The sequence below is a fragment of the Caulobacter sp. BP25 genome (genome assembly GCF_002737755.1).
In the GTDB taxonomy this organism is placed as follows: Bacteria; Pseudomonadota; Alphaproteobacteria; order Caulobacterales; family Caulobacteraceae; genus Caulobacter.
In genome coordinates this window covers 193,475-209,555 of record NZ_PEGH01000017.1, presented here as the reverse complement: position 1 = coordinate 209,555, position 16,081 = coordinate 193,475, and the positions used below count along the sequence as shown (strand labels likewise).

Annotated in this window: 14 protein-coding genes and 1 pseudogene; 8 read left to right on the top strand and 7 right to left on the bottom strand. The window is 66.4% G+C overall.

The features are described from left to right. Nucleotides 1–5 precede the first annotated feature (5 nt). The 7 genes and pseudogenes from CSW59_RS21845 to CSW59_RS11120 all read right to left on the bottom strand — a co-directional run. Nucleotides 6–151 (bottom strand): annotated as a pseudogene (locus tag CSW59_RS21845) (hypothetical protein); the annotation flags it as partial. Further along, the gene (argB, locus tag CSW59_RS11145) at nt 148–1,062 is read right to left on the bottom strand and encodes an acetylglutamate kinase (protein WP_099444106.1); all 915 of its coding nucleotides are present in this window, start codon (nt 1,060–1,062) and stop codon (nt 148–150) included. The gene argB and the pseudogene CSW59_RS21845, both read right to left, overlap by 4 nt. Before the next feature lie 71 nt (nt 1,063–1,133). After that, on the bottom strand, nt 1,134–1,412 hold the full coding sequence (locus CSW59_RS11140) for a SemiSWEET family sugar transporter (protein ID WP_099444105.1): 279 nt from the start codon (nt 1,410–1,412) through the stop codon (nt 1,134–1,136). Beyond that, complete coding sequence (locus tag CSW59_RS11135; RefSeq protein ID WP_099444104.1) at nt 1,412–1,879, bottom strand: response regulator; 468 nt, start codon at nt 1,877–1,879, stop codon at nt 1,412–1,414. The genes CSW59_RS11140 and CSW59_RS11135 overlap by 1 nt, the downstream gene beginning before the upstream one ends. Nucleotides 1,880–1,900: 21 nt before the next feature. Continuing rightward, on the bottom strand, nt 1,901–3,001 hold the full coding sequence (locus CSW59_RS11130; RefSeq protein WP_099444103.1) for a PAS domain-containing protein: 1,101 nt from the start codon (nt 2,999–3,001) through the stop codon (nt 1,901–1,903). A gap of 178 nt (nt 3,002–3,179) precedes the next feature. After that, nucleotides 3,180–4,217 carry a sulfate ABC transporter substrate-binding protein gene (locus CSW59_RS11125; protein WP_099444102.1) on the bottom strand — a complete coding sequence of 346 codons (1,038 nt, stop codon included), beginning with the start codon at nt 4,215–4,217 and terminating at the stop codon, nt 3,180–3,182. 544 nt (nt 4,218–4,761) lie between these two features. After that, nucleotides 4,762–8,019 carry an autotransporter outer membrane beta-barrel domain-containing protein gene (locus tag CSW59_RS11120; protein WP_099444101.1) on the bottom strand — a complete coding sequence of 1,086 codons (3,258 nt, stop codon included), beginning with the start codon at nt 8,017–8,019 and terminating at the stop codon, nt 4,762–4,764. Nucleotides 8,020–8,170: 151 nt separating this feature from the next. Here CSW59_RS11120 and CSW59_RS11115 point away from each other — a divergent pair, with 151 nt between their 5' ends. The 8 genes from CSW59_RS11115 (at nt 8,171) to phoU (ending at nt 16,073) form a co-directional block, all read left to right on the top strand. After that, entirely contained in the window at nt 8,171–9,562 is a 1,392-nt protein-coding gene (locus CSW59_RS11115) for a sensor histidine kinase (protein ID WP_369825772.1), read from the top strand. A 237-nt stretch (nt 9,563–9,799) separates the two neighbouring features. Further along, nucleotides 9,800–10,258 carry a tellurite resistance TerB family protein gene (locus tag CSW59_RS11110; RefSeq protein WP_099444100.1) on the top strand — a complete coding sequence of 153 codons (459 nt, stop codon included), beginning with the start codon at nt 9,800–9,802 and terminating at the stop codon, nt 10,256–10,258. After that, the gene (locus CSW59_RS11105; RefSeq protein WP_099444099.1) at nt 10,255–10,440 is read left to right on the top strand and encodes a hypothetical protein; all 186 of its coding nucleotides are present in this window, start codon (nt 10,255–10,257) and stop codon (nt 10,438–10,440) included. The genes CSW59_RS11110 and CSW59_RS11105 overlap by 4 nt, the downstream gene beginning before the upstream one ends. Before the next feature lie 175 nt (nt 10,441–10,615). Further along, complete coding sequence (locus tag CSW59_RS11100; RefSeq protein ID WP_099444098.1) at nt 10,616–11,596, top strand: TerC family protein; 981 nt, start codon at nt 10,616–10,618, stop codon at nt 11,594–11,596. A 139-nt stretch (nt 11,597–11,735) separates the two neighbouring features. Further along, nucleotides 11,736–13,169, top strand: coding sequence for a phosphate ABC transporter permease subunit PstC (gene pstC, locus CSW59_RS11095; RefSeq protein ID WP_099444097.1), 1,434 nt, complete (start codon nt 11,736–11,738; stop codon nt 13,167–13,169). Then, entirely contained in the window at nt 13,162–14,457 is a 1,296-nt protein-coding gene (gene pstA / locus CSW59_RS11090) for a phosphate ABC transporter permease PstA (protein WP_099444096.1), read from the top strand. The genes pstC and pstA overlap by 8 nt, the downstream gene beginning before the upstream one ends. A 58-nt stretch (nt 14,458–14,515) precedes the next feature. Beyond that, nucleotides 14,516–15,358 carry a phosphate ABC transporter ATP-binding protein PstB gene (pstB, locus tag CSW59_RS11085; protein ID WP_099444560.1) on the top strand — a complete coding sequence of 281 codons (843 nt, stop codon included), beginning with the start codon at nt 14,516–14,518 and terminating at the stop codon, nt 15,356–15,358. A 22-nt stretch (nt 15,359–15,380) separates the two neighbouring features. Continuing rightward, the gene (phoU, locus tag CSW59_RS11080) at nt 15,381–16,073 is read left to right on the top strand and encodes a phosphate signaling complex protein PhoU (RefSeq protein ID WP_099444095.1); all 693 of its coding nucleotides are present in this window, start codon (nt 15,381–15,383) and stop codon (nt 16,071–16,073) included. The last annotated feature ends 8 nt before the right edge of the window (nt 16,074–16,081 follow it).

Genomic DNA, 16,081 nt, shown 5'->3' with positions numbered 1-16,081 from the left:
AGATGCTCCTCCCACGCAAGGCGGGGGAGGTGGCGCGGCGCGGATACGCGCCGTGACGGAGGGGGCGTCCAGCGCTGGCGAGCGCCCCCTCCACCGCTTCGCGGTCCCCCTCCCCCGCTGCTCGGGGGAGGATGAAGTCGGTGACGATCATTTCGAAATCAGCGTGCCCGCGCCGTGTTCGCTGAACAGCTCGACCAGCATGGCGTGCGGCCGGCGACCATCCAGGATGACCACGGCCTCGACGCCCGATTCCACGGCGTGGATGGCGTTCTCGAGCTTGGGGATCATGCCGCCGGTGGCGACGCCCGTCTCGATCAGCTTGCGGGCCTCGTCGATCGTCATCTGGCGGATCAGCTCGCCATTGGCGTCGAGCACGCCCTTGATGTCGGTCAGCATCAGCATTCGCTTGGCCTTCAGCGCGCCCGCCAGGGCGCCGGCGACCGTGTCGGCGTTGATGTTGAAGGTCTCGCCCTTGGTGGAGACGCCGATCGGCGCGATCACCGGGATGTAGTCGGTCTCGGAGGTCAACAGAGCCTGGATGATGTGGGGGTCGATCTTGGTCGGCTCGCCCACGAAGCCCAGATCGACGACCTGCTCGATATTGCTGTCCGGATCCTTGCGAGTGCGGGTGACCTTCTCGGCGGTGATCATCCGGGCGTCCTTGCCCGACAGTCCCACGCCGCGCACGTCGGCCTCGGCGCCGGCCAGGGTGATCCAGTTGGCGATTTCCTTGTTGATGGCGCCCGACAGCACCATCTCGGCCACTTCCATGGTGGCTTCGTCGGTGACGCGCAGGCCATCGACGAAGGTCGACTTTACGCCGGCCTTGTCCAGCATGCGGCTGATTTGCGGACCGCCTCCGTGGACGACCACCGGATGCACGCCCAAGAGCTTCAGCAGCACGGCGTCGGCGGCGAAGACCTTGGCCACTTCTTCCTGGCCCATGGCATGGCCGCCGTATTTGATCACGACCGTCTCACGGTCGTAAATCTGGATGTAGGGCAGGGCCTCGGCCAGGGTCTTGGCGGTGGCCCAGCCAGCTTCCTCGGCGGCGTCGGTCAAGGCGGCGATCCTCGAAGGGAAATTAGGCGGGCCTCGATAGCGGACCCCGCCCCCCCTGTCATCAAAAACGCTCAGCCCTTGGCTTGGCGCGCGAACCGCCACTTCATGGCCAGCACCGCGCCGGACATCAGCAGGCAGGCGATATTCGACGCAATCACGGGCCAGGCGCGGATCATGACGCCGTAGGCGATCCAGCACGAAAAGCCGATGACAGTCACGACATAGGTCCGCAGCGAGACGGACGATGCGTCCTTTTCCTTCCAGATCTTGAGGATCTGCGGTGCGAAGCTGGTGATCGACAGCAAGGCCGCGACGGTTCCGACGACGGCTGTGATCGGCGAAACCGCCATCAGGCCGTGCGGCCTAGCGTCTGGTCCAGGCCCCAGAGCGCGGCGTAGGCGGGCGCCAGGGTCAGGCCGACCGGTGTCGGACCCGGCGCGTGGCCTTCCCGCAGGCAGTGGGCCAGATAGACCAGGGCGGTTTTCACGCCGTGCTCGGAGTAGGGCTTGCCGATCACGCCGCAGGCGCCGGCGAAATCGTCTGGCAGACGCTTGACGTTCGCGGTCATGAACAGCGCCACGCCGCCGCAGTCCTGGGAGATCTTCCGCGCGACATCGACGCCGGTCGGACCGTCGCTGAGATGGACGTCCACCAAAGCGAGGTCCGGATGCAGCTGCTGGGCGAGGGCGAAGGCTTCGCCGGAGCTCATTGCGCATCCCAGGGGATGGCACCCGACCTCCTGGATCAGGTGCTCCAGCTCGATGGCCAGAAGCATCTCATCCTCGACGATCAAAACTTCGAGCGCACCTCCGCCCATAGCCAAAGCCTTGTCCTTCACTCAGTGCGCGCCGTTCACAGGGAGGAGAACGACCACGCGGGTTCCAGGTTCCGCGTCCGTGGTCTCGCACTTGGCCTTCAGCTGCTGGCAGAGCAGCTGGACGATCGTCAGGCCAAAGCCGTTGGCCTGCTTGTCCATGCCCACGCCATTGTCGGTGATTTCGATCCGAAACTCTCCGTCGAGGCGGCTGACGCCGACAAAGATCCGGCCGCCCCGGCCTTCGGGGAAGCCGTGCTTCAGCGCGTTGGTCAGCAGCTCATTGACCACCAGGGCGAAGGGGGCGGCCTTGGCGGCAGGGATGTCGACCCGCTCCAGGTCCAGCTGCATCTCGATGTCGTCGCGACCCGCCGAGCCCATCAGGTCGGCGACCATGTCGCGGATGAAGGCCGAGACGTCGAAGCGCTCGACGTCCTCGCTCTGGAACAGGCGGCGGTGCACGGTGGCGATCGCGTTCACCCGGCCCAGCATGCTTTTCAGCGCGCTTTTCAGGTCAGGGTCTGGGACCCGTCGTGTTTGCAGCAGCAGCAGGCTGGAGATGAGCTGCAGGTTGTTCTTCACGCGGTGGTCGACCTCGTGGAGCAGGGCGGTCTTCTGCTCCAGGGCTTCGGTCAGCTCCCGTGTGCGGGCCTCGATCACCTGTTCCAGGTCGTCGCGATGCTCGCGCACCTTGGCCTCGGCGGTCTTCTTGTCGGTGACGTCCAGCTGCGACCCGAAGAAATAGACGATCTCGCCGCCGTCGTTGCGCACTGGCGAGACATGGAGCGCGTTCCAGAACGTCGAGCCGTCCTTGCGGTAGTTCAGCAGCTCGACATTGATGTCCTCGCCGGCCGCGATCGCCGCGCTGAGCGCCTGCACCGCCTGCCGGTCGGTGTCGGGGCCCTGCAGCATGCGGCAGTTACGGCCGATGACCTCGTCGCGCTCATAGCCGGTAAGTTTCAGGAAGGCGTCGTTGGCGAAGATGATCGGATTATCGGCCTGGGCGGCGTCGGTGACGATTGTCGCCATCCGCGTGGCGCGGATCGCGGCCGCGAAAGGGTCGTCAAGGCCATGCCCAGCGGCCAGGCGGTCGCCGGCGCGTCGCGATTCCGAATAGTCGTCCATGCCTGCAATTCGCTCCACCGCCCCGTGGACGCTCAACGTACTCGATCGTGTCGGGTTCCAAACACAGGTTCAATCCCAAAAAGGAATGGCGGGAGTCGCGAGACTCCCGCCGTAAGGCGCGATCGAGGAGGAAGACTTCGCCGCCCATAAGCGGTGTCTAGGTCCGGCCTAGCGGCCGTTACTTGGGACGGTAGATCCGATCGAACACCCCGCCATCGGCGAAGTGGATCGCTTGGGCCTTCTTCCAGCCACCGAAGGCTCCGTCGATGGTGACTAGATCCAATTTCTTGAACTTGTTGGCGTATTTTGCCGCCACCTGGGGATTGCGCGGCCGATAGTGATGTTTGGCGATCATCTCTTGGGCCGCAGGGCTGTAGAGGAAGTTCAGATAGCCCTGCGCGACCAGGCGGGTCTTTCGGCGGTCAACATTCCTGTCCACCAGCGCCACCGGCGGCTCGGCCAGGATCGACAGCGAGGGATAGACGATCTCGTACTGGCCCGGCAGCTCTTCCTGCGCGAGGAAGGCTTCGTTCTCCCAGGTCAGCAGCACATCGCCGATGCCGCGCTGGGTGAAGGTAGTGGTGGCGCCCCGCGCGCCCGAGTCCAGGACCGGCACGTTCTGGAAAAGGGCCTTAACGAAGGCCTCGGCCTTTGCTGGGTTGCCGCCGGGCTGCTTCAAAGCCCAGGCCCACCCGGCCAGATAGTTCCAGCGCGCGCCGCCGCCGGTCTTGGGATTGGGCGTGATCACCGCTACGCCCGGCTTGATCAGGTCGCCCCAGTCCTTGATTTTCCGCGGATTGCCCTTGCGGACCAGGAACACGATGGTCGAGGTGTAGGGCGTGGAATTATTCGGCAGGCGCGATTGCCAGTTGGTCGGCAGGAGACGCGCCCTTTCCGCGATCTCATCAATGTCGTAGGCCAGGGCCAGGGTCACGACATCGGCTTCCAGGCCGTCGATCACGGAGCGGGCCTGCTTGCCTGAGCCGCCGTGGCTCTGGTTGATGGTCAGGGTCTGGCCCACCCGCGCCTTCCAGTACCGGGCGTAGGCGGCGTTGACGTCCCTGTAGAGCTCGCGCGTGGGGTCATAGCTGACGTTCAACAGGGAGACCGACTTGGACTGGGCGTGGGAGAGCCCGCCCGCCATCAAGGTCGCGGCCCCGGCGCCGGCGCCGGCCAGCAAGCCGCGTCGAGAAGGAGCCTTGCGGGTGTCGCTCATGAGCGCGATCCTTTCTGGAGACGTGAAGGGTAGAGAGGCTGGAGAACCGGCCGCCCCGCGATCCTGGCTTGCGAAGCGGGCGACTTTACGGACTAGAACGCGAACAGGCTTGGGAAGTCGATCTCCGGGCGGCTGTAGCTTAGCGTGGGCGGCTCGCGCCCGTCGCTTGCCTTTGGATCGAATGGCTTGGCGATCATCGCTAGTCCTCTCTCCCGGCGCCGCTGCGCGGACCGACCTGTCGAGCTAAGGAAGCCGATTATTCCTATCTCCGAAATGGAGATTTGGGAGCGTCGGCCGTGAGTTTTTCTGAAAGGCGCGGCGGAGTGGCAACGGGATTCAAAGAATCCCATAAGAATCCAAGCGCTTACTGGGCGGCTATCCGGTCGCGAGCAAGGATCGGCGCCGCTGCGAGAGGACGCCCGCTCGTATTTTCAGCGCTTTCGCGCTTCTGGCGTCACGCCGCGAGCCCGTTTCGTCGAAGGACAAGGGGGGAGCGAAGGAGGGGCGGCGCTAGCCTCGACCAGCGCCGCGATCCAGGCGCGACTTAGAACATCGCCCGGCCGGCGAGGCGCAGATTGTAGCGTTTCTGCTTCTTGGTGGCTTCAACGCCGCCTTCGATGGCCAGGTACGACATCGGCGTGCCGGCGCGCAGGGCGAAGCCGGCGGTGACCGCGCCGTCCTTGTCGTTCAGGGCCGCCAGGGTGAACGGATTGCCGCCCTGGAAGCTGGCCACCGTGTCGCCGACCGACCCGGCCAGGGTTTGACGGTAGCCGACGCGGACTTCCGGACGCCACCACACGGTCTTGCCGAAGTCGGCGCCCAGGACGAGGCCCAGCTCGCCGCTCAGGTTGCTGGAGGTGCGCTTGTCGACTGTCAGGTCGAAGCCTTGGCCGCCGCCGCTTTCAGTGCGTTTGCCCTCGCGCAGCCACACATAGTCCACGCGACCTTCGGGGCGGGCGAAGAAGCGACCCATCTTGGCCTCGTAGGCCATGCCCGCATAGGCGTTCGACGTCAGGCCTTTCCAGTCGGCCGTGTTCTGCAGAAACAGGTCGGCCACGCCGTCGCCGTTGGTGTCCGGGGCGATGAAGCGGCGGTCGCCGTCGAAGAAGCCGTAGCCGACTCCGCCGCCGGCGTTGAAGCGCCAGCCGCCGACCGAACGCCGCCAGTAGGCGCCCGTCTGGATGAAGGAGGCGGTGGTCTGCTCGCCGACCTTGGCGACGGTGTCGTGTTCTTCGATGCTGGCATAGGCCAGGGTCATGCCCAGCGCGCCACCGGCGTCGCCCATGGCCTCATAGCCGGCGACGAAGCCGAACGCCTGGGTGTCCGACCCCAGGGTCTCGCCGGTGTCGCGGCGGGTCAGCGAGGTGATCTCCTGAACCCACAGGCTGTCTGGCCCATAGCGGTCGCCCGGATCGGGACGGAACATGGTCGCGGCGGAAATCTGTTGGTTGACGGACTGCAGGGCCGAGAAAAGGCCCTCGCCTTGGTCGGGCAGCATCTGGTCGTACAGGTCGCGGAAGCCATCGCGCGTGCCCTGATTCAGGAACGCGCCAGCCAGGGTCGAGTTCTCGCCCAGCGCCGCGAACACCGCGTCATAGGCCGAGGTCTCGGCCTTGTTGAAACCGATCTCGGCGGCGGTGCGACGGCGCACGTCGATATAGACGTTGTTGGTGTCGGCGCGGCTGGTGGCCACGTAGAGATAGGGCGACTGGGCCAGCAGGCTGTTGCCGAACGTCCCGGCGGTGATGTTCGAGCCTTGGATCACCGTGAAGGTGGTGGGTTGCTTGACCAGATTGGCCATGCGGATGCCCAGCTCGGCGCCCGAGGCGATGGTGGTCGCGCCGGAGACGACCAGCTTCGTATTGGTCCCCGCCGCCGGATCGGCGGAGAACAGAAGCTTGCCCGTGGAGCCGACGTTCAGGCTGCTGACGTTGATCGTCTCGCTGTTCAGGAGGCCCAGGCTGCCATTGGCGACCGAAATGTCGAGGCGGCCGTCGCTGTCGGTGAGCGTGCCCAGCGCCACCGCGCCGCCGGTGATCGACAGGCGGTCCTGCCCCGCGCCGAACGACATGGCGCCGACCAAGGTGCCGCTCGCCAGGTTCAGGGTGTCGTTCCCGCCGCCGAACAGCACGTCCCCGACGGTGCTCGGCGTCCCCGTCACCGTGGTGGTGTCGGTGCTGGTGGTGGTGTCCGTGCTCGGGAAGGTGCTGGTCGAGGTGAAGCTGGACGGCCCGGTCTGGGTGTAGGTCACGCCCGAATTGTTGGCCCGCAGGTCCAGCGCGATCGTCTTGCCGCTGGCCGTCACCGTGGCCGTCGTCCCGTCGGCCTTGAACTGCGGCGCGGAGACGCCGGCGCGGATCGCGCCGCTGTTGGTGATGGTCTTCAGGGTCCCGGCCTGGTCGAGCACGGCCACCGCGTCGCCGGTTTCACCCGTGCGCGAGGCGGCGATCGTGCCGGTGTTGTTCAGGCTGGAGGCGCTGGAGCCCGCGCCGAACACCAGGGCCCGGGCCGTCGCGGTGACGCCGGAGCTGGCGAAGGACGACGAGGTCGCGGCGATCGAGCCGCGGTTCAGAATCTGATCGACGATCGCGCCGCTGTTGAGGATCACGCCCGTGGCGTCGGCTTCGAAGCTGCTAGCCGAAATCTGCCCGTCATTACGCAGGCCGCCGGTGAGGGTCGTGGTCCGACCACCGCCCGCGCCGACCGACAGCGCCGTGGCGGTGACGCCGTTATAGACGCCCGACGCGCCGATCGACCCCTTGGCGATCAGGCCAAAGGCATTGTCGTTGGTCCCGACCGCGCCCAGGGTGACGTTCTGGCTGGCCGAGCCGATCTGCAGCGCCGGCGCGGAGCCGTAGACGTTGATGCTCGAGGTTCCCGTTGTGCTGGACGCCACCGTGGTGACCACGGTGTTGCCGTCCGCGCCGACCGTGGTCGACGAGTTCGAGCCTTGCAGCACGACCCCGCCGGTCACGTCGCCGGCGACCCGGACGGCGGGACCGCCCTGCAGCAGGTCGTCCGCATCAAGCCTGTTGAGGGCGTCCAGCGTGCCCGGACGCGAGGTGGTGCGGTAGCCGGTGGCGCTGGTCGCGCCCTGCAGGACCAGAGCGCCATTGACGTTGGCGCCGATGTCCTGGGCGATCGCGCCGACCCCTTGGACATTGATCGTCCCGCCCAACGTGACCCTGCCGGTCACGGGCGCTGCGATGCGCACGCCGCGGGCATTGTCGCCGATCACGCTGACGCTGCCGAGATTGGTGACGGCGCCGACAATCGGCCCTTCCAGCAGGAGGCCCGCCGAATTGTTGCCCTCGACGCTGATAACACCGGCCGCGTCGTTGACAATATCGCCGGTGAACGTCCCTGCGCTGGTCAGGCGGACGCCGTAGCGGTTGGAGCCTTGGGCGAACGAACCGTCCAGGTCGCCGTCATTGTCGCTGTCGGTGGGCGTGTAGTCTTCGAGCAGCGAGATGGTGGCCGAGTTGGTCAAGCCGCCCGTTCGGCCGCCGATGATCAGCACGCCGACGCTCTCGCTGACGCCGGTGGTGGAGAGCGTGCCAAGGTTCACGACCCTGTTGTTGCTGTCGATCGCGACGATCGCGCCGGCGGCGGTCGGCCTGATCGAGCCGTCCGCCGTGATACGGATGTCGTCCGCCGCCGAGCCCGTGGCCGTGCTGGTGGCGATCGGCGTCGTGCGCGCGTTGGAGACCGTGATTTCCGCCGACGTGGCGAAAGCCATGGCCAGGAGAGGAGCGGCCGCGACCGTCGCGACCAGGACCTTGCGCTGCATTACGAACGACACCTCGATAGAAACCCGCGCACGTAGTTCGGATCATGTTGCGGCGAAATTGCGGTGAGTCTCGCGCATGACACGTACTAAGGCGCCAACCGTCTATCGCATGGCTTGGCGGGGCGCCATATCTGCTTCGTCGAATCGCTGCACGCTCGAGGCCATGAGCAACCCAACGCCGCTGGCGAACACGTCCGCCCCAGGACCCGAAAGCCGCCGGCCCAGCGCCTTCTGGCCCATGCTGGTCGGGCCGGGCGCGATCCTTGGCCTGATGGCCTTGGGCGTGGCCGAGCCGTTTCCGGCCGCCCTGGCCGCCACCGCGGCGGCGGGCGCGGGCTACTGGCTGGCCAAGCGCGACCAGGCCAGCCAGACGCCGCCGTCGGCGGGCGCGCCGCTTCCGCCGATCGCAGCAGCCGAGGATATCCCGCCCTTCGCAGCCATACTCGACCGTCTGCCCGATCCGCTGATGGTGATCGCGGCCGAGGAGGCCGACGACCTGACGGGGCGGCGATTCCTGTTCGCCAACGCCGCCGCCCGCGAACTGTTCAAGATTCAGCATGCCGGTCAGCTGCTGGTCACGGCGGTTCGCAACCCGCGCGTGCTTGAAGCCGTGGATGAGGCCTTGTTTGGCGGGATCGAGGGCGTGGTTGAGTTCGAGACGGGCGGGACGCAGGGACGGGCCTGGCTGGCCCATGTCCGGCCGCTCGATGAGGGGTTGGGGCGCTCGCGTCTGGCCCTGCTGGCCCTGCGCGACGAGACCGACGCGCGCCGCAGCGAGCGCACGCGCGCCGACTTCCTTGCCAACGCCAGCCACGAGCTTCGCACGCCGCTGGCCTCGCTGTCGGGTTTCATCGAGACCCTGCGCGGCCACGCCAAGGACGATCCTGGCGCGCGCGACAAGTTCTTGGCCATCATGCTGGCCCAGGCTGAGCGGATGTCGCGCCTGATCGACGACCTGATGAGCCTGTCGCGGATCGAGCTGAACGAGCACATCGCGCCGCTGGGCCGGGTTGATCTGGCCATGGCCGCCATCGACGTGATCGACGCCCTGGCGCCGCAGGCCAAGGACAAGGCGGTGACCTTTGATCCGGTGCTGCCGCCGCGGGGCGGCGCGGTGATCGAGGGCGACCGGGACCAGATCATCCAGGTGATCCAGAACCTGATCGACAACGCCATCAAGTACACGCCCAAGGGCGGGAGCGTGCGGGTCGAGATCTTCCCGGGCCTGGCTGCGGAGGCCGCCGGCGCGGCTCGCGACACGGCGGCCGCCCGCATGTCGCTGCTGACGCCTGATCACGATCCGGGGGAGCGCTACGCCGTGCTGCGCGTGACCGATCGCGGGCCGGGCATCGCCCGCGAGCACCTTCCGCGCCTGACCGAGCGCTTCTATCGCGTCGAAGGGCAAAAGAGCGGCGACCGGTCTGGCACGGGATTGGGCCTGGCGATCGTCAAGCACATCATGAACCGCCACCGTGGCGGCCTGACCGTCGAGAGCGTGCTGGGCGAAGGCGCGACCTTCGGGGTTTATCTGCCGATGGCCAAGGCCGAGCGTTAGGTTGCTTGAGGTCGGCGTCCAATTGTCGCGGTCGCAAGCGTAGCTGGACCTTGCGAAAGCCCCGACCAGGACATATCTTCGTTATGCGAGCCGGGCCCCTCTGACGATCGGCGCTGAGATAGCGTGATCGTGATGTCGGAACGCATCGGGTGTGCTCGATGCCGGGTCCAAGGGACGTCCCCCCACAGCCCAGCAGCCCCGACGTCGGGCCGCCCTCCCAACAGAGGAGAGCGATAGATGTCTTTGAGTTCCACCTTTTCCGAATCGACGCGCGGCGCCGATGTCCTGACGCCGGCCCAGCGCGACCAGTTCGACGCCTTGGTGGCCGCTTGCGCCCTTGTCGCCAACGCCGACGGATGGGTCACGCGGGACGAGCGCGGACACATGCTGGAGCGGATGCGGGGTCTTCCCGCCTTGTCCAGGTTCGGCTTCGAGGACGCGTTGGAGGCGTTCGAGGCATTGGACCGTCGTTTCCAGGTTTCCCCCGAAAAGGCTCAGGCCGACGCAGAAACGACCATCCGGCGCCTGCGTGGGCGGACCGAAGCGTCCCGAAGCCTGGTCAATTCGGCCAGCGCGGTGGCCTCCGCCGATGGCGGCCTGGACGCCGAAGAGCGCGAGGTCCTGCTTCGGATCTGCGCCATTCTGGCGCTCGACCCGGTCCAGTTCGACCTTGAAACCCGGGAGCGACGGCGATGAGAGTCGGACCCCCGCTTTCGACGACCGGCTGGTTGGCGCTGCGGGTGGCGCAGCAGACCCTGGTTCAGGCTGCCTCTCACGCCAGCCAACCCACGGCCAAGCCCGTGACCGAGCCGGACCGCATCGAGACCTCCCCCGGCTCGCGCGCCGCAAGAAAGAGCGTGCTTGACATCCGTGTGTGAGATTTCAGGGCTGAACGCCCCGAAGCGGTAAGCGTGCGCTCGATTTTTGGCCTAGACGCCTGAGCGCGGCGAGTGATCGGAGCCGATTGGGACCGACGACCGCCGCGTTTCGGGACTTTTTTCACGACCCCCTCGTTGGCCAAGGCGCGGCGAGGGTTGGAGCACGAACACGATCATGGATTTTCTGACCCTGCCGATCATCGGCAAGCCCCTCTGGATGTGGGCCGGCTTCGTGCTGGCCGTTATCGCGCTGCTGGCGTTCGACCTTGGCGTTTTGCACCGCAAGACGCGCGAGATTGGCGTCCGCGAAAGCCTCGTTATGTCTATGGTCTACATCACCCTGGGCCTCGGCTTCGGGGGACTGGTCTGGATGCAGTTGGGCGCGACGGCGGGGGTCGAGTACCTGACCGGCTTCGTGATCGAAAAGAGCCTGGCGATCGACAACGTCTTCGTCATCGCGCTGATCTTCGGCTTCTTCGCCATTCCACCCGCCTTGCAGCACCGGGTGCTGTTCTGGGGCGTGCTGGGTGTGATCCTGATGCGCGGCGTCATGATCGGGGTCGGCGCGGCGCTGGTCAGCCAGTTCGGATGGGTGCTCTATATCTTCGCTGTCTTCCTGATCCTGACGGGCGTGAAGATGCTGTTCTCGAGCGGCAAGCCTATCGACCTCAACGACAACGCCGTCCTCAAGTTCGTCCGACGCGTCCTGCCGGTCACCGATCGGCTGGAAGGCGAGAAGTTCTTCGTCAAGGGCGTCGACTCGCGCACCGGCAAGGCCGCCGTGCTGGCGACGCCGCTGTTCCTGGCCCTGGTTCTGGTCGAGATCGCTGACCTGATTTTCGCGGTCGACTCGGTGCCGGCGATCTTCGCCATCACCACCGACCCCTACATCGTCTACACCTCGAACATCATGGCGATCCTGGGCCTGCGCGCGCTTTATTTCGCTCTGGCGGCCGTGCTGCACCGCTTCGCCTATCTCAAGCAGGCGCTGGCCGTGCTGCTGGTGTTCATCGGCGGCAAGATCTTCGTCGCCGACGCCATGGGCTGGGAGAAGTTCCCGGCCAGCGTGTCGCTGTCGATCACCTTCGCCATCCTCGCGGCGGGCGTTCTGTGGTCGCTTTGGAGGACCCGCAAGGAGGATTCTCCCGCCGCGTAAGCGCGTGGGCCGGTCACTGTCGTCAAACTGTCATCTAACTGTCGCATAAGCACAGCGCCGGCCCGGCATAGATCTGGGCCGGGGGAAGGCCGCGATCCTGCGGAGCCTTCGACACTTTGGCGCAAGATTAGCTTCACGCATGCTGACCTGGCTTTCGCTCCTTGTTCTGGCGCTGTTTTCCGGCGCGGCCTTCTCGGCCGGTCGTCGTCGCGCTGTCGCCGCCGCCGGAGGACGCCCGCGCGTCCTCCACTCCTTGCCGGACTACTACGGGACCTATGCGGCCCTGTGGGCCGGCGTCCCTGCCGCTCTTCTGCTGCTGCTGGGCGTGATGTTCGGGGGGCGCGTCGAGGACGCGATCCTGCAGTCGAGCCGCCCGGCCGCCGTCCAGGCCCTGGAGCTCGACCGCCAGGACGTCTTCTATAGCGACGCCCGCGCGATCGCCGCCGGCAAGGCGCCCAGCGAGGTGACCTACGAGGGCGAACTGAAGACGGCGCTGGACGCCAAGGTGGCCGAGGCCAAGCGGATCGAGACGATCCTGAAGGTCGGCATCCTGGCCGCTTCGGCTGTGCTGGCCCTGGCGGGTTTCCTGCTGGCCTTCCCGCGCATCTCCACGGAATTCCGCGCCCGTAACCGGGTCGAGGGCTGGATCAGCGTGCTGCTGATCGGTTGTTCGGTCGCCGCGGTGCTGACCACCCTGGGCATCGTCCTGTCGCTGGTCTGGGAAAGCTGGCGCTTCTTCCAGAGCATCAATCCGATCTCGTTCCTGTTCGGGACGGAGTGGAGCCCGCAGATCGCCATGCGCGCCGACCAGGTCGCCTCGTCCGGCGCCTTCGGGGCCGTGCCGCTGTTCGCCGGCACCTTCCTGATCATGCTGATCGCCATGCTGGTGGCCGCGCCCGTCGGCCTCTACTCGGCGATCTATCTTTCGGAATACGCCAAACCGACCGTACGCGGGGTGGTCAAGCCGCTACTGGAGATTCTGGCTGGCGTCCCGACCGTGGTCTACGGCTTCTTCGCCGCCCTGACCGTCGGCCCGCTGTTCCGTGCCGGTTTCAACGCCATTGGCGCGGTCCTGCCGCCCGGCCCCCTGGCCACTTACCTGATGGAAGTCCAGAACCAGATGGCCCTGGTGGCCGGGGTGGTGATGGGGATCATGCTGATCCCGTTCGTTTCCTCGCTGTCGGACGACATCATCAACGCCGTGCCGCAGAGCCTGCGCGATGGCAGCTACGCCATGGGCGCCACCAAGTCGGAAACCGTCAAGAAGGTGGTCCTGCCCGCCGCCCTGCCGGGCATCATGGCCGCCATGCTGCTGGCTGTGTCCCGCGCTGTCGGCGAAACCATGATCGTCACCATGGCCGCCGGCCTGCAGGCCAAGCTGACCGCCAACCCGCTCGATACGGTCACCACCGTCACCGTCCAGATCGTCACGCTGCTGACAGGCGATCAGGAGTTCGACAGCCCCAAGACCCTGTCGGCCTTTGGCCTGGGCCTCACCCTGTTCGTGGTGACGCTGTGCCTGAACATCGTCGCCCTGCGCATCGTCCAGAAGTACCGGGAACAATATGACTGACGCGACCCTCGGCGCGGCCGCCCCGCGCTCGGCCTTCTCGGCCGCCGACGAACGTCTGAAGAAGCGTCACCGCGCCGAGCGCCTGTTCAAGGCTCAAGGCATGGCGGCCATCATCATCGCCATGGTGTTCCTGGTGGTGCTGGTCGGACGCATCGTGGCCCAGGGCTACTCGACCTTCGAAACCCATACGCTGAGCGTGCCGGTCTATCTGAACCCGGACCGCATCGACACGTCCGACCTCACCGGCGTCAATTACGACTACATCGTCGCCGAGGCGGTGATGAAGAAGCTGGGCGTTCAGGACGACGATCTGGGCACGGTATCGACCAAGGTTCAGGATCTGGTCTCGCGCGACTTCGGTTTCCAACTGCTGAACAAGCTCAAGGCCGACCAGAAGCTGATCGGTCAGACGATCACCGTCTCTGGCCCGCTGAAGGCCGACGCCGATCTCTACTTCAAGGGGCAGATCGAACGCGAAACGGCCGAAGGCGATCGCAAGCTCGACAACCAGCAGCTCGACTGGCTGGACCAGCTGAAGAAGGCCGGTGCGATCAAGTCGGGCTTCAACTTCGCCTTCTTCACCAACTCCGACTCGACCGAGCCCGAACAGGCCGGCGTGCTGGGCGCGGTGGTCGGCTCGGCCATGATGCTGATCATCACCGCCCTGATCGCGGTGCCAGTGGGCGTGATGGCCGCTGTCTATCTGGAAGAATTCGCGCCGAAGAACCGCTGGACCGACATTATCGAGGTCAACATCAATAACCTCGCGGCGGTGCCGTCGATCGTCTACGGCCTCTTGGGTCTGGCGCTGTTCATCAATTGGCTGAACGTGCCGCGCTCCTCGCCGCTGGTCGGAGGCCTGGTGCTGGCCCTGATGGCCCTGCCGACGGTGATCATCGCCACCCGCTCGGCGCTGAAGGCCGTGCCGCCCTCGATCCGTGAGGCCGCTCTGGGCGTCGGCGCGTCGAAGACCCAGACGGTCTTCCACCACGTGCTGCCGCTGGCCATGCCGGGCGTTATGACCGGCGCCATCCTGTCGCTGGCCCACGCCCTGGGCGAGACGGCCCCGCTCTTGATGATCGGCATGGTGTCGTTCGTGCCCGGCGTGCCAGAAGGCTTCACCGGTGCGGCCACCGTCCTGCCGGTGCAGGTGTTCATCTGGGAGAACGCGTCCGAGCGGGCCTTCCACGAGCGCACCGCCGCCGCCATCATCGTCCTTCTCGTCTTCATGATCGTCATGAACGCCGCGGCCGTGATCATGCGCCGCCGCTTCGAGCGCCGCTGGTAGGTTTCATATGACCTCGATCCTGAATCCCTTCGCTTTTCCTCTCCTGCGTGGACACGCCATGACCGTCCAAAGCCCCGATGACACCGCGCGCACGCCGGTGATCCAATCCGTCGCTCCGGCCGCCAGCGCTTCGGCCCTGGTCGGCGAGGTCAAGATCAAGGCCCGCGACGTCAAGGTGTTCTACGGCGACAAGCAGGCGCTGTTCGACGTCAATCTGGACATTCCGGCCAAGTCCGTGACTGCCTTCATCGGCCCGTCGGGCTGCGGCAAGTCGACCTTCCTGCGGTGCATCAACCGCATGAACGACACCATCCCCTCGGCCCGCGTCGAGGGTTCGATCGAGATCGACGGCGCCGACGTCAACGCCAAGAGCGTCGACCCGGTCGTCCTGCGCTCGCGCGTCGGCATGGTGTTCCAGAAGCCGAACCCCTTCCCCAAGACGATCTTCGAGAACGTCGCCTACGGCCCGCGCATCCATGGCCTGGCTACCGGCAAGGCCGAGCTGGAAGCCATTGTCGAGAGCAGCCTGAAGAAGGCCGGTCTCTGGAACGAGGTCGCCGACCGTCTGCACCAGCCCGGTACGGGCCTGTCGGGCGGCCAGCAGCAGCGCCTGGTCATCGCCCGCGCGATCGCGGTGTCGCCGGAAGTGATCCTGATGGACGAGCCCTGCTCGGCGCTCGACCCGATCGCCACCGCCAAGATCGAAGAGCTGATCGACGAGCTGCGCAGCCAGTTCTGCATCGTCATCGTCACCCACTCGATGGCCCAGGCCGCCCGGGTTTCGCAGCGCACGGCCTTCTTCCACCTGGGCAAGCTGGTCGAGAGCGGCCCGACCGAGGAGATGTTCACCAATCCTCGCGACAGCCGCACCCAGGACTACATCACCGGCCGCTTCGGCTAAGCGCGCGCGGGAGGAAGCTGAAATGACCGAACATACCGTCAAATCCTACGGCGAAGAGCTGGCCCACCTGACTGCGGAAGTGACCCGCATGGGCGGCATCGCCGAGTCTCAGGTCGCCGACTGCATCGCCGCCATCGCCCGCCGCGACGGCCCGCTGGCCCAGGCCGTGGTCGCCGGTGACGAGCGCCTCGACGCCCTGCAGGGCGAGATCGAGCGCAAGGCCTTCCGCCTGATCGCCTTGCGCCAGCCGATGGCCGTGGACCTGCGCCACGCCGTCGCCGCCCTGAAGATCTCGATGAGCCTCGAGCGCTGCGGCGACATGGCCAAGAATATCGGCAAGCGCGCGTTGATCCTCAATGACGCCGACCCCATGACCGCCCTGACCCGCTCGATCGAGCGGATGGGCAAGCTGGTGCAAGGCCGCCTGAAGGACGTACTGGACGCCTACACCACCTCGGACCTGCAACGCGCCATCGGCGTGTGGAGCCGCGACGAGGAGGTCGACGAGCACTACAACTCGATCTTCCGTGAACTGCTCACCTACATGATGGGCGACCCGCGCACGATCAACGCCTGCGCCCATCTGCTGTTCGTGGCCAAGAACCTAGAACGCATCGGCGACCACGCCACCAACATCGCCGAGATCATCCACTTTGAGCTGACCGGCGATGAACTGACGTCCCAGCGCCCCAAGCTCGACGTCGTTTCGCAATAACCTGGAAG

Bases quoted from the DNA above. Each gene is read 5' to 3' on its own strand.
- CSW59_RS11140 (WP_099444105.1), bottom strand. From the start codon at position 1,412: ATGGCGGTTTCGCCGATCACAGCCGTCGTCGGAACCGTCGCGGCCTTG.
- CSW59_RS11135 (WP_099444104.1), bottom strand. From the start codon at position 1,879: ATGGGCGGAGGTGCGCTCGAAGTTTTGATCGTCGAGGATGAGATGCTT.
- CSW59_RS11130 (WP_099444103.1), bottom strand. From the start codon at position 3,001: ATGGACGACTATTCGGAATCGCGACGCGCCGGCGACCGCCTGGCCGCT.
- CSW59_RS11125 (WP_099444102.1), bottom strand. From the start codon at position 4,217: ATGAGCGACACCCGCAAGGCTCCTTCTCGACGCGGCTTGCTGGCCGGC.
- CSW59_RS11115 (WP_369825772.1), top strand. From the start codon at position 8,171: ATGAGCAACCCAACGCCGCTGGCGAACACGTCCGCCCCAGGACCCGAA.
- CSW59_RS11110 (WP_099444100.1), top strand. From the start codon at position 9,800: ATGTCTTTGAGTTCCACCTTTTCCGAATCGACGCGCGGCGCCGATGTC.
- CSW59_RS11105 (WP_099444099.1), top strand. From the start codon at position 10,255: ATGAGAGTCGGACCCCCGCTTTCGACGACCGGCTGGTTGGCGCTGCGG.
- CSW59_RS11100 (WP_099444098.1), top strand. From the start codon at position 10,616: ATGGATTTTCTGACCCTGCCGATCATCGGCAAGCCCCTCTGGATGTGG.
- pstC (WP_099444097.1), top strand. From the start codon at position 11,736: ATGCTGACCTGGCTTTCGCTCCTTGTTCTGGCGCTGTTTTCCGGCGCG.
- pstA (WP_099444096.1), top strand. From the start codon at position 13,162: ATGACTGACGCGACCCTCGGCGCGGCCGCCCCGCGCTCGGCCTTCTCG.
- pstB (WP_099444560.1), top strand. From the start codon at position 14,516: ATGACCGTCCAAAGCCCCGATGACACCGCGCGCACGCCGGTGATCCAA.
- phoU (WP_099444095.1), top strand. From the start codon at position 15,381: ATGACCGAACATACCGTCAAATCCTACGGCGAAGAGCTGGCCCACCTG.